We start from the raw sequence: 18,349 nt of genomic DNA, 5'->3' as shown, positions 1-18,349 counted from the left end.
CGGTCGGCGTCGACCTGCCCCTTCAGGGTCACCACCGCCTGCGCGGTGTAGACGTCGACCGCGCCGGCCGCACGGCCCGCGGCGGCGAGTTCGGCCTGGAACTGCAGGCCGCGCTGCAACGGCGACAGCGGCCACACGTCCGCGCCCGGATACCTCCGGGCGAGATGATCGAGATCGTCCTGGGTGACGCGTGCCCCGAGGACGTCCGACGGGGAGAGCCCCGGGTCGCCGATGCGGGCGACCTCCTCGACGATCGTCGCCAGTTCGGCGTCCCATCGCCGCGCGAGGTCGTCGACGTCCGCGGCGGAGAGTGCGCCGCGGGGGAAGGTGAACTCCGCGACGAACTCGCGACCGGCGTCGCCGACGGCGGTTCCGGCGTTGATGCTCAACAGGTTCGGCGCGACCATCGCACCGGTCACGGTGCCGGGCAGGCGCGGCGCCGCGGGGTCGGGCAGGAACGGCATCCCCGCCTCACCGGCGGTGGTGTTCTCGCCGGCCGCCCCGGTTCCGGTGACGTTGCCGAGGTAGTTGAATCCGATGCTCGGCATCGGCCGTCGGGACAACTCGGTACCGCCGTAGCGGAGCAGGCCATAGCCGATCCCGTTGTCGGGCGCACCGGCCCGCTCTTCCTTGGCGACCTTGACCGTGTGGACGGAGTCGCCGCGCACGTCGATGGCCATCGGCGCGATCGTGGTGAACCACCCGACGGTCCGGGACAGGTCCACGGCCCGCGGATCGGGCCCGTGCAGGAGGGCTTCCTCATACCGCCCGTGGCCCTCGAGCAGGAGGGTCACCGGCCGGTCGTCGACGATCCCCCGGTCCTGCTGCCAGGACCGGACGGCGCGCGCGAGCGCCGCGACGAGGGCGTCGTTGACGTTGCCGCGGAACGCCGTCGGCACCGTCGTGAGCAGCGCCTCGGTGACCGGCGAGGCGACCCTGTGCACGACGGTGTCGGTGGTGGACATCCGATCGCGTTCCCGGTCGAGCCGCGCGCCGAGGTCGGTGACGTGTTCGGGTGAGCGTTCGAGCCAGTAGCGCAGTTCGCCGGCCCGCTCGGCGCGCTGTGCGTCGAGGGCCGCGGTGAAGGCGCGGGCCGAGGTCGTCTCCGGTCGCAGCGAATACGCCTGCCCCCCTTGGTGCTGCGCCCAGGCGGTCAGCAGGTCCTCGATGATCACCCGCCACGAGACGGCATCGACGCCCAGGTGGTGGATGACGACCACGAGACGCGCGTCGTCGTCGGGATCGGTGACCAGCACGGCCGCGACGAGCCGCCCGGCGGTCGGGTCGAGACGACGCGAGGCGTCTTCGAAGGCCGCGACGACGGTGTCGGCGAAACCCGGCTCGCCGGTCCGTACCGGACTCGCGAGGGCGGTGACCGCACCGGAATCCAGCGGGACGACGCCGGTGCGCATGTGCCATTCGCCGTCCGGTCCGGACTCGACGGCTGCGGCGAGCATCGGATGCACGGCGACGACCTGCGCGAGGAGTTCCTGCGCGATCTCCACGGTGAGTCCGGCCGGAGCGCCGAGCACCATCGACTGGGAGAAGTCGCCGAAGTCGGTGACCTCGTCGGTGTGGTCGAGAATCCACGAGACCACCGGCGGCACGGCCATCGGGCCGATCCCACCGCCGGGCAGCTCCGCCAGCGCGGGCACCCGCTCGCCCCGCGCGCCGACCGCTCGGGCGATCGCACGAACGGTCTTGTGCTCGAAGATGTCCCGGGGCGACACGTCGATCCCGGCGGCACGGGCGGCCGACGCCACCTGGATGGACATGATGGAGTCGCCACCGAGCGCGAAGAAGGAGTCGCCGACGCTGACCCGCTCGAGTCCGAGCAGACCGCCGATGATCGAGGCGAGCTGCTGTTCGACCGGCGTCTCCGCCGCGACGTGATCGGATTCGATCTCGATCGTCGGTGCGGGCAGTGCCCGGCGGTCGAGTTTGCCCACCGGGGTGAGCGGCAACGCGTCGAGCGCGACGATGCTCGCGGGCACCATGAACAGCGGCAGCCGATCGGCGAGATGCTCGCGGAGAGCGGCGATGTCGACGTCCGCACGCAGCACCACGTAGGCGGCGAGTGCGGAGACGACCGATTGTCCGCCGGCGGCGAGCGCCCCGTCGGAATCGACGCCGGTGACGACCGCGGACGCCACGGCGGGGTGATCGCCGAGGGCGCTCTCGATCTCGCCGAGCTCGATCCGCAGACCGCGGAGCTTGATCTGGTCGTCGCTGCGCCCGACATAGTCGACCGACAGGGACCCGTCGCCATGTCGCGCCCACCGGACGACGTCGCCGGTGCGGTAGATCCGCTCCCCCGGCCGACCGAAGGGGTTGGCGACGAACCGCTCTGCGGTCAGCCCTCGGCGATCGAGGTAGCCGCGCGCCAGGGCGGGACCACTGACGTAGAGTTCGCCCGCCACCCCGACCGGAACGGGACGGAGCCGGGCGTCGAGCACCAGCAGGTCGACGCCGTCGATCGGAGGGCCGATGTGGAGTCGTTCCCCCGGTTCGGTCGGCGGGGCGACGGTGATCACGATGGTGGTCTCGGTCGGACCGTAGACATTGCGGAAGGCGACGAATCGACTCCAGCGGTCGCGCAACGACTCCGGCACGGCCTCGCCACCCGCCCAGACGGACTCCAGGTGCGGGAGCTCGGCGGGATCGAGGGATGCCAGCACCGTCGGGGTCAGGAACGTATGGGTGACCCGGTGTGCGCGCATGAAGTCCGCGAGCGGCGCCCCGGCAACCGCGTCACGATCGCGGTAGACGACCGCTGCGCCCGCGGTGAAGGCCAGCAGGTACTCGAGGACGAAGGCGTCGAAGCTCGGCGATGCGAAGCCCAGGACACGCGAGTCGCGGGTGATCCCGGACCTCCTGACCGCCTCGACACCGAAATTGCGCAGACCACCCGCGGTGACCTCGACCCCCTTCGGCAGACCCGTCGAGCCGGAGGTGTAGATCACGTAGGCGGTGTCGCCGGTTCGGACGGGCGCGGGGCGATCGGAGTCGGTGACGGGCGCATCGCTGAGCCCCGCGACCGCTTCGGCCGATTCCGGCGAATCCAGGTGCACCCACTGCCCACCGAAAGCGGCGACGTCGGCGACGCCGGTCAGTGTGAGCCCGATGGTCGCACCGGAGTCGGACATCATGTGGGCGACGCGGTCGGCCGGGTAGTCGGGGTCGATCGGGACGTATCCGGCGCCGGTCTTGGCGACCGCCCAGATGGCGACCATGAGGTCGACCGAACGCGGGATGACGAGGGCCACCAGCGTTTCACGGTCGATGCCCTGAGCAAGCAGGTGGCGGGCCAGCCGGTTCGACGCGGAGTCGAGTTCACCGTAGGTGAGCGTGCGTTCGGGGTCGACGACCGCGATGCGGTCGGTCCCGGCGTTCTCGACCGCGCCGGCGAACAGCTCTGCCAGCGGCACGGCCGGCGTCGCGGGCCGGCGGCCGACCGGGGTGAGCATGTCACGCTCGATGGTGTCGAGCAGGTCGGCATCCCCGACCGGCACGGTCGAATCGGTGACCAGCTCGTGCAGCAGCCGGGCGAACCGATCCATCATCTGTGCGACCGTCGCCTCGTCGAACAGGTCGGTGGCGTAGTTGACGCGACCGATCCAGGACCCGCCGCGTCCGCCGCGCAGTCCGACCGTCAGGTCCACCTTGGCCGAGTTCTCCTCGGTCTCCACCACTTCCACCGCCAGGTCGTCGATGTCGGCGACGAGCGTGGACGGATCCGCGGGGGTGGGATCGACGGTCAGCAGGATCTGGGTGAGCGGCGCGAACGCCTCGGATCGCGACGGCGCCAGTGCATCGACGACCGCCTCGAATGGCGCGTCGGCGTGCGCGAAGGCGTCGAGATCGGTGACCCGCACCGCGTCGAGCAGGTCGGCGAACCGCTGCGCCGGGTCGACGACGGTCCGCAGGACGAGCGTGTTGACGAACATGCCGACCAGCGGATCCAGGGCGGCATCGCCGCGGCCGGCGATCGGGGTGCCGATCGCGATGTCGTCGGTCGCCGACAGTCGCGACAGCAGCACCGCGAGCGCGGCGTGGATGACCATGAACTCGGTCACACCACGTTCGGCAGCGAGTTCGCGGACGAGATCTGCTGTTGCCGAGTCGATCTCGAACCCGACCTCGGCACCGGCCATCGACGCGACCGTGGGGCGCGGACGGTCGGCGGGCAGTTCGAGCACCTCGGGCAGTCCGACCAGCGCGGAGCGCCAGTAATCGACCTGAGCCGACACCCGCGAGTCCGGATCGTCGATCGACCCGAGTTCACGACGCTGCCAGAGCGCGACGTCGGCGAACTGCACCTCGAGTGCCGCGAACTCCGGTGATCGTCCCTGTGAGCGTGCGACATACGCCGTGACGACGTCGGTGACCAGCGGACGCATCGACTCGCCGTCGCCGGCGATGTGGTGGATGACGATGAGGACGATGTGTTCGAGATCGTCGACGCGATGGACCCGAATCCGGATCGGTCGCTGCACCGTGACGTCGAAGCCACCGGCGGCGGCCGCGAAGAGCTCGGACTCGTCGTCGACGACGTCCCAATCGAGTTCGGCCGCAACCCCGGCCGCGTCCCCGATGACCTGTCGCGGTCCACCGTCGATCGACGGGAACACCGTCCGGAGCACTTCCTGACGCTCGACGACGTCGACCATCGCGGCACGCAGCGCCGCGAGATCGAGCTTGCCCCGCAACCGCAGGGCGATCGGGATGTTGTAGGCGGCCGACGCGGTGTCGAACTGGTTGATGAACCAGATCCGTTGCTGCGCATAGGACAGCGGGATCTGATCCGGCCGTGGGGAGACCGCCGTCACCGGGGGGAGGCCGGGCACGCGATCGGCGACACGCCGGGCCAGTTCGCGCACGCTGGGTGCATCGAACAGGTCGCGGACGCTGACCTCGACGCCGAGTGCGGCACCGGCACGGGCCGCCACCCGCATCGCGGCCAGCGAGTTGCCGCCGAGGTCGAAGAAGGAGTCGACCACGGAGACCTGCTCGACGCCGAGTACCTCCGCGACGACTCCCGCGAGGATGCGTTCGGCGGGGGTCACGGGTTCGACGACCTCGGACTCGGTCACGGCGGGCGCGGGCAGCGCCCGGCGATCGACCTTGCCGGAGGCGTTGCGCGGCATCTCGTCCAGGACGACCCACAGCGTGGGACGCAGGTGCGCGAGCAGTCTCTCGGCGGCGAAGGCACGGACCGAGTCGACGTCCACGGTGTCGCCCGGATGGCCGGTGAGGTAGGCCACGAGCGCGTCGCCCGCGGGGGTCGTGGAAACCGCCGCGGCCACCGAGACCACGCCCGGCGCCGCGGCCAGCACGGCCTCGGTCTCGCCGAGTTCGATGCGCTGGCCGTGGATCTTGACCTGGAAGTCGGTGCGGCCGAGGTATTCGATGTCGCCGTCGGCGCGCCAGCGGGCGAGGTCGCCGGTCCGGTACAGCCGCGCGCCGGCGGGCCCGGCGGGGTCCGCGACGAACGACTGGGCGGTCAGGGCGGGTGCGGCCGCATAACCCCGGGCCATCTGTGCGCCACCGAGATACAACTCTCCCGGCACACCCGGTGCGACGGGGCGCAGGCGACGGTCGAGGATTCGGGCGGTGAGTCCGGGTGCGGGGCGACCGACGGGCACCACGTCCACGGGCTCGGTCAGGGCGGCGATCGTGGCGTCGACGGTCATCTCGGTGGGGCCGTACTGGTTCACGATCACCGCGTGCGGAGCTGCCGCGAGCGTCTGTTGGGTCACCGCGGGTGTGAGTGCCTCACCGCCGGTGAAGATCTGGCGCACCGAGGACAGACCGGCGGCGGGATCGAAGGCCTCGTCGAGGAACACCGCGAGCAGCGACGGGACGAACTGCACGGAGGTGACCCGCTCGTCGGCGATGACCCGGGCCAGGTGGGCCGGGTCCCGGTGCCCGTCGGGCGCGGCGACCACGGCGGTCGCGCCGGCGACGAAGGGCCAGAACAGCTCCCAGACCGACGCGTCGAAGGTGTACGGCGTCTTCACCAGCACCCGTTCGTCCGCCGCATCGCCGGTGTAGGCCCCGAACCAGGACAGCATGTCGTGCAGACCGCGATGCGTGATCGTCACGCCCTTGGGCTGTCCGGTCGAGCCGGATGTGAAGAGCGTGTACACCGGGTGCCCGCCACGCAACGTCGCCGACCGGTCCGCGTCGGTCACGGGCGCGGGCTCCGCGGTGGCGAGCGCGTCGAGATCGACCGTGATCAGGGTGCCCGACCCGGCTCCGCCGGGGCCGATCGACTCGGCCCAGCCCGGGACCGCGCCGGCGACGACGACCATCGACGCACCGGACAGCGCGAGTTGCCGGCGGACGACATCCGCCGGCGCCTCCGGATCGAGCGGCACGTACGTTCCACCGGCGAGCACGATCCCGTGGATCGCGACCAGCATCTCGACCGATCGCGGCACGCCGACCGCGACGGGCACGTCCGGCCCGACTCCCCGCCGCAGGAGGGTCTGCGCGAACGCATGGACCAGTGCTCCGTACTCGGCGTAGTCCAGGGTGCGACCGTCGGCGCGAATCGCCGCCCGGGATGCGTTGCGCGCGAACGACTCTGCCAGCGCATCGGCAACCGTCACGGCCGGCTCGGGCAGCGCGGCGGCGCCGCCCCACCGGTCGAGTACCGCGTGTTCGGCCGCGGTCATCAGATCGGCATCGCCGACGGGCGCCGCCGGGTCTGCCGTCAGGGTGTCGAGGAGCCGGACGAACCGGTCGGCGAAGAGACGGACCGTCTCGGCGTCGTACAGGTCGGTCGCGTAGAGCACCGATCCCAGCCAGTTGTCCCCGTTGTCGGCGATCCCGACGGTCAGGTCGACCCGAGCGGACAGGTCATGCGGTTCGACCGGTGTGACGGCCAGACCGCCGCCCTCCCCGATCGTCAGCGTCTGGGATGCCAGATCGGCGATGGCCGACTGGTCGAAGGCGAGCCACACCTGCGCCAGCGGGGCGTAGGCCTCGGTGCGCATCGGGTTCACCCGTTCGACGACCGCCTCGAACGGGATGTCCGCGTTGGCAAAAGCCTCGAGATCGGTGCGACGGACGTCGTCGAGCAACCGGTCGAAACCGGCCGACAGGTCGACGCCGGTGCGGAGGACCAGGGTGTTGACGAACATGCCGACCATCGGGTCGAGGATCGACTGCCCGCGCCCGGCGATCGGCGTGCCGACGGTGATGTCCTCGGTCGCCGACAGGCGCGACAGCAGCACCGCGAGGGCCCCATGCGCCACCATGAACGGGGTGAGTCCGCGATCGCGGGCCAGCCGCGCGACACGCTCGGAGACATGCTGCGGCACAGCGAACTCGACGCGTGCTCCGCGCTGGGAGGCGACCGCGGGCCGCGGTCGATCGGTGGGCAACTCCACGACGTCGGGCGCGCCGTCGAGTTGCCGCGCCCAGTACTGCAGCTGGGCCCCGATGAGCGAGGAGTCGTCGGTCGCGGCACCGAACACGCGCCGCTGCCACAGGGCGACGTCGGCCATCTGGACCGGCAACGGCCGGAACTCGGGTGCGTTCCCGGCAACCCGCGCGGTGTACGCGGTGATCAGATCGGTCACCAGCGGCGCGAGGGACTCGCCATCGCACGAGATGTGGTGCACGACCATCCCGAGGACCGCCTCGGAGTCCGAGAGACGGGAGAAGCCCACGCGCACAGGGAGTTCGGTAACCAGGTCGAATCCGCCGAGCATCACCTCGGGCAGCATCGATTCCGGCACGTCGCGCCAGTCGAGCATCGCGGCTGCCGCGGCCGGCTCGTGGACGAGCTGGTAGGCCTCGCCATCGAACTCGGGGTAGGTGGTGCGCAGGACCTCGTGACGCGTCATGACGTCGAGCAACGCCTCACGCAGAGCAGCGGCGTCGACGCTGCCGGACAGCTTCAGCACCATCGGGATGTTGTAGGCCGGCGAGGACGGATCGAAGCGGTTGATGAACCACATCCGCTGCTGCGCGAGCGACAGCGGGACGCGGTCCGGACGCGCGGCGACGGGTTCGATCGGCGGCAGCCCCGGTCGTTTCGAGGCGGCGGCCAGCGCGAGGTCGCGAACCGTCGGGGCATCGAAGAGGTCCCGGACGGTGAGGTCCACGCCGAGCGTCTCCGCGGCGCGGCCGACGATGCGGGCGGCCAGCAGCGAGTTGCCGCCGACGTCGAAGACCGACTCCACGACGCTGATGTCCTCGAGACCGAGCACCTCCGCGAAGATATCCCGCAGGGCTGTCTCGGTGTCGTCCTCGGGCGCGACGAACTCGGTCGTCGATGCCAGCACCGGACGCGGCAGTGCGCCGCGATCGAGTTTGCCGTTCTGGGTCAGCGGCAGCCGCTCGACCGCCATCACGACGTCGGGGACCATGTACTCCGGCACCGCGGTCGCTACACGACGGCGGACCAGTTGTTCGTCGACCTCGACGCCCGGCTCCGGAACCACGTAGGCGGCCAGGATCTCGCCACGATCGGGCAGATCCACGACGTTGGCCGCACCGGCCGAGATCCCGTCGAGGCCCACCAGCGCGGCCTCGATCTCCCCGTATTCGATGCGGAAGCCGCGGAGCTGGACCTGGGCGTCGCCACGCCCTAGGTACTCGATGTCGTCGCCGACGCGGCGCGCCAGATCGCCGGTCCGGTACATACGGTCACCGGAATCGTTGGGCGCGAACGGATTCGCGACGAAGCGCGTGGCACTGAGACCAGCCCGTCGGAGGTATCCCTGCGCGAGTTGCGTTCCGGTGACGTACATCTCGCCGATGACACCCTCGGGCACCGGCCGCAGCCGCGAGTCGAGGATGTGGATGTCCAGCGACGACAGCGGTCGTCCGATGAACGACGCGTCCCCGGCCGACACCGCGGCGCGGTCCAGGGCGCGGTAGCTGACATGCACCGTGGTCTCGGTGATGCCGTACATGTTGACCAGCTGCGCCGGGTCGGCCGGGTTGTCGTCGAACCAGCGCCGGACCTGCTCGAAACTCAGCGCTTCGCCACCGAATACGATGTAGCGCAACGCGAGTGCGGCCCGCTTGGCCCGCTGTGCGGCGATGAGCTGGTAGAACGCCGACGGCGTCTGACTCAGCACCGTGACCCGCTCGGTCTCGAGGAGGTCGACGAAGGCTTCCGGATCCCGCGTCGTGTCCTGATCGACGACGACGACGCGCCCGCCGGTCACGAGGGGTCCCCAGATCTCCCAGACCGAGAAGTCGAAGGCGTACGAATGGAACAGCGTCCACACGTCCTCCGGCCCGAACGCGAATTCTTCGGCCGCGGCCTTCATCAGCGCGACGACCTCGCGGTGCGAGACGACGACACCCTTCGGCTTGCCCGTCGAACCGGATGTGTAGATCAGGTAGGCCGGCAGCCGGTCGTCGAAAGCCTCGGTCTCCGCTGCCCCCGGTGCTCCCTGAGGGGCCCCGGCCGGCAGATCCCCGGGCGCGACAAACCGCACATCGATGACATCCCACGTCGCGGCGAGCTCCGCGTCGGTGAGCACCAGCAGCGGCGCGGCGTCGTCGATGATCGACTGCGCGCGGGCGACCGGTTGGGAGCGGTCGAGCGGCAGATACGCCGCCCCGGTCTTGAGGACGGCCAGCAGGGCCACGATCAGCTCGGTCCGGCGCGGGAGCGCCACGCCGACCAGGCGGCCCGGGCCGGCACCGGCCGCGCGGAGTCCGCCGGCCAGCGCGTCGGACTGCTCGTCGAGTTCGCGATAGGACAGCACTGCCCCGGTCGCGTCGCCGACCGCCGGACGGTCGGCATGGCGAGCGACGGCCGAGCGGAAGAGTCCGGGCAGCGAACCGAGGTCGGTGCTGCCGATGAGTTCCAGTGCACGCTCGCGGGTGAGCGCGATCGCGCGCCGGGTGGCGTCGGCGATCTCGGCGGGCGCACGACCGGGGGCCGCCTCGGTCTGGGTGACCCCGGCGCCCACTGCGGCCTCGGTGTCGAGGCCCTGGGCGATGAAGACGCCGGCCGTCGCCGACACGCGCGCGTACAGCTCACCGAAGGTGACCGGGCCGGACACCGCCTCGTAGGCGGTCTCGGAAGGTGCAACGCCGGCCGAGAAGGCGATCAGGTGCAGTGTCGAAGGCCGCGAGCCCCAGGTGAGAGAGATGTTGGAGGCCGTTGAATCGACATCGGTCACGTCTGAGTCATTCCTTTGGTCGACTGCACTGCTTCGTTCCCGCGGGACCCGCCTCCGGACACGGCCCCGTCCAGTGTTCGCAGGGCGTTGGTGCGGAGATCGCCCAGCACGTCACCGAGCGCGTCGGGCCCCGACACAGCGAGGCCCGGCAACATGCTCATCAGCGCGGTGGTGAGGGCCGAGTCCGGATCCGGGAGTGCGGCAGCCATCGCATCACTGATCGACGACAGCACCGCGAACGTTACCTCTGCCCCCTGGTGTGCGGCCGCGACGGCGTCGGGCGCGGCGGCCGTGGCCCGGGCGACCAGGTCGGGGAGCGCGACCGCGAGTTCGGCGCCGGCGATCTCATCGGCCGCCACCTGCTCGGCGGCGGTCGCGATGTCGATGTCACCCACCAGCACCTGCGGGTTCTCCGACACCTCCTCGAGGACACGCAGATAACGCTGCGCATAGGTCTCGACCGTGCTCTTGGTGAAGATGTCGGCGGCGTAGATCAACTGGCCCGTCATTGAATCAGCGTCCTTTGCTGCCGGTGCACCGAAATCGTCCGGGAACAACGTGAGCTGGAGATCCACCTTGGCTGGGGTCAACTGCTCGGATACCGGGGAAATCGTCATCGAGTCCATGTCGAGCGAGGGGATGGTGAAGTTCTGGTAGGCGAACATCACCTGATAGATCGGGTTGTAACTGGTGGGCGGAGAGGAAAGAACAGATGACACGATCGTATCGAACGCGATTTCGGCGTTCGCCATGTCGGCCAGATCCTCGTCGCGGACACGCTGCAGGAGCTCGGCGAACTTCTCCTCGTCCTGCAGCCGCGAGCGCAGGGCCAGCGTGTTGACGAACATCCCGACCACGCCGTCGAGCTCGGGCTGACCCCGCCCGGCGAACGGCGTGCCGATCACGATGTCGCGCTGGGTGGTCAGCCGGCTCAGCAACACCACCAGTGCGGTCTGCATCACCATGAACAGCGTCGCGTTGTGCTGGCGCGCGACCGCCTCGAGTTTGCGTACCAGGCCGCCATCGATGTCGAAGCGCACCTCGTCGCCGATGAAGGACGGGGTCCGCGGACGCGGCCGATCGGTGGGCAGCTCGAGCCGGGCCGGTGCGTTGCGGAGCCGGTCGGCCCAGTACGCGAGCTGACGGTCCGCCTCGGTTGTCCCGTCGGGTCCGGTGACCGCGAGGGACTCCTGCTGCCACAGCGTGTAGTCCAGGTACTGCACCGCGAGCGGCGCCCACTCCGGCCGCCGGCCGGACACGCGCGCCGAGTACGCCGTCATCACGTCGGTGGCGAGCGGCAGCATCGAGGCGCCGTCCGCGGTGATGTGATGCACGACGAAGACCAGGATGTGTTCGGTGTCGGTGAGTCGCAGCAACGTCATCCGCAGCGGCGGTGCGACGGTGACGTCGAAGCCGCGGCCGGTGAATTCGGCGATCACCGGTACCGGATCGCCGTCGACATCGACGACGCTGCGCTCGAGCAGGTCCAGCGCGGCGTCCCGGTCGAGCACGACCTGCATCGGCTCGCCGTCGACGAGCGGGTACCGCGTCCGTATCGACTCGTGACGGTCGATGAGGTCTTCGATCGCGCCGCCGATCGCGTCGGTGTCCAGCTGTCCCGACAGCCGCAGCGCCATCGCCACGTTGTAGGCGGGCGATGCCGGGTCGGCGCGGTTGATCAGCCACATCCCGCGCTGCACGGCCGACAGCGGTGCGCGGTCGCCGTGCGTGCGCGCCGCCAGACGCGGACGGCGCGACGGGGTTCCGTGGTCGCTGGCGAAGGTCGCCATCGCCCGCACCGACGGGGCGTCGAAGACTGCGGCGACCGGGATGTCGACCTCCAGGTCGGCGGACAACCGGGCGGCGACCTTGGTCGCGCTCAGCGAGTTGCCGCCGAGGTCGAAGAACGATTCGGCAACACTGATCCGGTCCACGCCCAGGACATCGGCGAAGACCCGGGCGATCACCCGCTCGGTCTCGGTGCTCGCCGGCACGAATTCGGCGGTCTCGATCACCGGCGCGGGCAGCGCCTTGCGATCGACCTTGCCCGCCGAGTTCAGCGGCATGGTCGCCAGCGGCATCCAGATCGTCGGCACCATGAATTCCGGGACGGTCCCGTTCAGGTGCGACTGGGCGTCGGCCGGGGTGACGGAGTCCGGCGAGTAGTAGGCCACGAGGCTCTGCCCCGACGCGAGGTCGGCGACCGTCACCGCCGTGTGCACGATCCCCGGCACCGACATGAGCGCCGACTCGATCTCCCCGAGCTCCAGGCGCTGACCGCGCAACTTCACCTGGAAGTCGTTGCGGCCCAGGTACTCGATCTCCCCGACCGGACTCCACTTGCCGAGGTCGCCGGTGCGGTACAGACGCGATCCGGCCGGACCGTACGGGTCGGCGACGAAGCGTTCCGCGCTCAGCCGGCCCTGGGAGACGTACCCGCGTGCCAGCTGGACGCCGCCGAGGTAGATCTCGCCGGGCACACCGACCGGAAGGGGCCGCAACCGGTGATCGAGGATGTGGATCGTCGTGTTCGGCACCGGCCGCCCGATCGGCACGACCGTTTCCGAACCGCGGACGTTGTGTTCGGTGACATCGACGGCAGCCTCGGTCGGCCCGTACAGGTTGTGCAGCCCGACGGCGGGCAACGCGGTGCGCAGGCCGCCCGCGGTCGAGGCGGTCAGGGCCTCGCCAGAGGTGAACACCTGACGCAGCGAGCTCAGTTCGGCGAGCCGGTCGGCGCCGACGACGTCGAGGAAGGTGGACAGCATCGACGGCACGAAGTGCAGCGTCGTGACGTCCTCGCCCTGGATGATGTCGACGAGGTAGGACGGGTCGCCGTGCCCGCCGGGCACCGCGACCACCAGCCGGGAGCCGGAGATGAAGGGCCAGAACAGCTCCCACACCGACACGTCGAACGTCACCGGCGTCTTCTGCAGCACCACGTCGCGCTGGGTGAGCGTGTAGTGCTCCTGCATCCAGTCGAGGCGGTTGACGATCGCGCGATGTGACACGACGACACCCTTGGGCCGCCCGGTGGAGCCGGACGTGAAGATCGTGTACGCGGCGTTCTCCGGGCCGAGGGGCACGCGTCGCTCGCCCGGCGCGAACACCTCGACCTGCGCGTCCGCTTCGGCCGAGGCGTCGACCACGGTGACGGTCACGCGGTCGGCGAGATCGTCCACGACGGCGGGGCGGGGTCCCGGCCCGACCAGGACGCGCCGGGTACCGGCGGTCTCGAGCATGTAGTCGGCACGGTCGACCGGCGCCTCGGTGTCCAGCGGCACGTACTGACCGCCGGCGAGCACGATCGCGTGCACCGCGACCAGCAGCTCCACCGACCGCGGGATGCACACGGCCACCGCGACATCCGGGCCGACGCCGTCGTCGACCAGCCGGCGCGCGAGAGCCGATGCCCGCGAAGCGAATTCGGCATAGGTGAGGTCACGGTCGGCGAAGACCAGTGCGACCGCGTCTGGGTCCTGCCGGTACCCGGCGAGCAGCGCGGACGCCAGATCGGGCGCGGTCAGCTCGCGCGGGGCGCCGCGTGACCACGCCCGGACCGTGTCCACCTCGGTCTCGGGAAACGCGAAGAGGTCGTCGACGCGCAACGAGCGGCCGGCGTCGTCGACCTCGAGCGACCCGGCGATCGCGGCGAGTACGTCGTGGAGGTATCCGGCGAAGCGTTCCACGGTGGGTTCGTCGAAGAGATCCCGCGCGTATCCGAAGGCCACCGAGATCTGGCCCGCGTGGTCGCCGGTGTCGGAGTACTCGACGACGCTGAGCGACAGGTCGTACTTGGCGAACGGGGCGCGCGCGTCGATGAGGCTGATGCCCGCCTCGTCCTCGAAGAGCCGCTCGACCTGGTCGTGCTGCATCACCAGTTCCACCTGGAACAGCGGGGAATGCGCCGTGGAGCGGCGGGCACCCACCGCGTCGACGACCTGCTCGAACGGCACGTCGGCATTGCTGAGGGCCTGCGCGCGAGTGTGATTGGCCTCGTTGAGCAGCTTCGTCAGGTCGGTGTCGGGGTGCACCCGGGTGCGCAGCACGAGGGTGTTGACGAACATGCCGATCAGCTCGGTCAGCTCGGGCTCGTCCCGGCCGGCGATCGCGGTGCCGATCGCCACGTCGTCGCTGCCGCTGAGGCGCGACAGCACCACGGCGAGTGCGGCGTGGAAGATCGCGAACACGGTCACCCCGTGCTGGGCGGCCACCGCGTGCAGCCGGGCGACCGTCTCGGCGTCGAGAAGCGTGTCGACGTACCCGCCCGCGCCGGACGGGCGGATGGGCCGCGCCCGATCGGTCGGCAACGAGATCAGCTCGGGCATCCCGGAAAGCTCGGTGCGCCAGAAGTCGACCTGCGCCGACATCAGCGAGGTCTCGTCGGTGGCGTCCCCCAGGACCTCGCGCTGCCACAGCGCGTAGTCGGCGTACTGCACCGGCAGCGGGCGCCAGGCCGGCTCCCGGCGGGCGAGGCGCGCACCGTATGCCGTCAGGACGTCGGTGATCAGCGGACCGAGGGAGGCACCGTCGCCGACGATGTGGTGCATGACGACGATCAGGACGTGGTCAAGCGTCCCGTCGGGCGCCACGGCGCGGAAAAGTCGTGCGCGGACCGGATATTCATAGTTCAGGTCGAAGCCGGTCACAGCGAAGTCGGCGAGCCTGCGTTCGGTGTCCACCGGTGCCACGTCGACCACGTCGAACAGCCGGGCCGCGGCGGCGGCCTCGGCCGAGTGGATGAACTGGTAGGTCTCACCGTCCTCGTCCGGGAACGTCGTCCGCAACGGCTCGTGCCGCGCGATGACGTCGTCGATCGCGGCGGCCAGTGCGGCGGCATCGACGTCGGCGCCGAGCCGCACCGCCCCCGGGATGTTGTAGGCCGCCGACGTCGGATCCAGCCGGTTGATGAACCAGAGACGACGCTGACTGAACGCGAGCGGAATCCTATCCGGTCGCGGCTGCGGCACGAGTTCCGGCCGCCGCGTGGCGGCGTCATCGGCCACCGGTGTCGCGACTCCGATGATGTCCCCGAGGCTCTGACTCTCGAAGACATTGGCCAGCTTGATGTCCAGGCCGGCGACGGTGCGCAGGCGCGACGCCAGCCGAGCCGCGGTCAGCGAATCCGCCCCGAGCGCGAAGATGTTGTCCTGCAACCCGATCGGCTCGATATCGAGCAGCTCTTCGACGATGGCGACCACTTCGCGCTCACGCGGGGTCGACGGCGCGACGTAGGCGACCCGCTCGTCGCGTGCGAACACCGGAGCGGGTAGCGCCTGCCGGTTCAGCTTGCCGTTCGCGGTGAGGGGTAGCTCGTCGATGAGCATGACGACGTCGGGCACCATGTAGCCGGGCACATGGGCGCGGACCTGCTCGCGGATCGCGGATTCGTCGAGCCCGCAGTCGGTTTCGACGACCGCATAGCCGATCAGTTTCGCCCCGCCGGCCGATGCCGCATCGGTCACGACCGCGGCCGACGCGGCGACCCCGTCGACCGCGCGCAACGCCGTCTCGACCTCACCGAGCTCGACCCGGAAGCCCCGCAACTGGACCTGGGTGTCGGCGCGGCCCAGGTACTGGACGTCGGTGCCGATACGCCGGCCGAGGTCGCCGGAGCGGTACATCCGCTCGCCGGTGCCGTTCAGATCGGCGACGAAGCGGGTGGCCGTGAGCCCACGGCGGTTGCGGTATCCCCGCGCGAGTTGCTCACCGACGACGTAGATCTCACCGACGGCACCCTCGGGGACCGGCTGCAGGCGGTTGTCGAGGACCCGCAGGCCCAACGAGTTCAGCGGGCGGCCGATGAGGCTGGCGCTCTCGCCGCGGACGAGATCGGGATCGAGCGGACGATAGGTGACGTGGACCGTCGTCTCGGTGATGCCGTACATGTTGACGAGTTCGATCTCGTCGCCGAACGACTCGTACCAGTTGTGCACCTCGTCGAAGCGCAGTTCCTCGCCGCCGAAGACGATGTAGCGCAACGCCAACGACGTCCCGGTGCGGCGTCGGACATCGGCGACGATGCTGAACGCCGACGGCGTGAGGGACGCCACCGTGATCTGCTCGTCGGCGAGCAGTTGCAGGAACTCGGCGGGCGCGCGGGCGACCATGCGGTCCACGATCACCGCACGTCCGCCGGTGAGCAGCGGACCGAAGATCTCCCACACCGAGAAGTCGAAGGCGTAGGAGTGGAAGACCGACCACACGTCCTCGGGCGTGAAGTCGAAGTCGGCCCCGGCCGCCTCGAGCAGCGTGGCCACATTGCGGTGCACGATCTCGACGCCCTTGGGCGTCCCGGTCGAGCCGGACGTGTAGATGACGTAGGCCGTCGCCTCGGGCGTCGCCGGCCCGCGCGGCACCGGGGCCGCCGCGACCTCCGGCGTCTGCGCCTCGGCGAGGAGCTGCCCGGTCTCGACGACCGCACACTCCCCCGCCCACGTGGGCCGATCGCCGTCGGAGACGACCAGGCATGCCGGCGCGGCGTCGTCGACGATGTGACGCAGCCGCTCCTCCGGGTTGCCGGTGTCCAACGGGAGATACCCCGCACCCGCCTTCAGCACGGCCAGCATGACGACCACGAGACTCGTGTCGCGCGCCGTTGCGACGCCCACGAGATCGCCCGCACCGATCCCCCGCGCGCTCAGCGACCGCGCCACCGCGTCCGAACGGCTCGCGAGTTCGGCGTAACTCAGCGTCACGCCGTCGGCATCGGAGACGGCTCCCCGGTGACGATGGGCGGTCGCGACCTCGTCGAACAACTCGACGAGGGTCGACGTGCTCGTCCGCGGACGAGGCTGCGGAAGGGCCTCGAGCAACCGGTGATCGTCGTCCACGAGCAGGCCGACCTCGGCGACGGGGAGGTCGAGAGCGGCGTCGGACAGGAACCGGTCGAGGAATGTCAGGAACCGACCGTGCAGCGCATCGAGTTCGGCCGGTGAGTACAGGTGCGGGTTGCCGTGCAGGTCCACGACGAGCGGGGCGCCGGGACTCGACTGGTACAGGTTGATCAGGAGATCTTCGAGGATGCCCGAGGTCAGGATCCGGTACTCCATGTCGGTGCCGTCGATGGCGACCTGCTCGTCGAAGAACACCATGTTGATGGTGGGTCCGAACGAGACCGAACTCTGGTCGAGACCGGCGTCACGCCGGATGTCATCGGACCGGTACCGCTGGTGACGCAGTGCGCCGGTCAGCTCGAGCTGGGCGGTCTGGATCAGCTCGCGGACCGACTTCGACGCCACCTCGCGCAACCGGATCGGCAGGATGTTGGACACCATGCCACCGGAGATCTTGATCTTGGCGGTGGCCCGACCGGTGACCGGAAGACTCAGGACGATGTCGTCGTGGTTGCTCATCCGCGCGAGAAATGCACCGAATGCGGACGTCATCAGAACGGCCAGGGAACTGTTCAGCCCGCCGGCGAGGGTCTCGTACCGACGCTGCCGTTCCGGATCGAGCGCGGCACTCGAGACGACGTTGTCGAAGGAGAGCGACCCGGTGCTGCCGGCCTTCGACAGCGTCACCCGCTCCGGCAGATCCGCGACGCGCTCGAGCCAGTGCGCACGGTCGGTCTCGCGCCGGGTGCTGCCCTGGTAGGCCTCTTCGTACTCGACGATCCCGGCCATCGTGGCCGGCGCCTTGTCGCGCGGTTCCTCGCCCCGCCGGAGCGCGTTGTAGCGGTCGACGGTCCGACGCATGATCGACAACGCGGCATAGCCGTCGATGATGATGTGGTGGGCACGGTTGTACCAGAACGTGCGCTCGTCGGAGATCAGCAGGATCGAGACGATGATGAACTGGTCGTTGAGGAGATCGACGGGTTGCCGGTACTCGGCCTGCATCCACGCCGTCGCGGCCGCAACCGGGTCCGGCTCGGACCGGAAGTCCAGGATGTCGACGGTCTGATCGAAGTCGACATCGACGTACTGCATCGGGATGCCGTCGATCTCGGTCAAACGGACGAACGGCGACTCGACGAGCTTGCCCACGTCGACACAGCACTGGGCGAACAGTTCGACGTCGAGTCCGCCCGGCGCGTGGCGGATGTCCACGTACTGAGCGATGTTGACCGAGTACTCCGACGACAGCGACTCGGCGAACCACATGCCGCGTTGCGCCGCGGTGAGCGGAAGGACCTGAACGGTCTCGTCCACGTCACCCGGCGTATCAGCACGGTAATCGGCGATTGCCAC

2 protein-coding genes (1 of these 2 running past the window's edge) are annotated in these 18,349 nt (G+C 70.1%); both read right to left on the bottom strand.

Going from position 1 to position 18,349, the window contains the following annotated elements:
* Window positions 1-10,157: the beginning of a non-ribosomal peptide synthase/polyketide synthase gene (locus AB4Z55_RS08605; RefSeq protein WP_369519551.1), read on the bottom strand. 30,088 nt of this gene lie to the left of the window's left edge; only the first 10,157 of its 40,245 coding nucleotides appear in the window; it begins with the start codon at window positions 10,155-10,157; its stop codon lies beyond the left edge, outside the window.
* Entirely contained in the window at window positions 10,154-18,349 is an 8,196-nt protein-coding gene (locus AB4Z55_RS08600) for an amino acid adenylation domain-containing protein (RefSeq protein WP_369519550.1), read from the bottom strand. Before AB4Z55_RS08600 ends, AB4Z55_RS08605 begins: the two co-directional genes overlap by 4 nt.

It is taken from the genome of Gordonia sp. ABKF26 (assembly GCF_041103195.1).
Classification (GTDB): domain Bacteria; phylum Actinomycetota; class Actinomycetes; order Mycobacteriales; family Mycobacteriaceae; genus Gordonia; species Gordonia terrae.
This window is presented reverse-complemented; position numbering and strand designations above follow the sequence as displayed.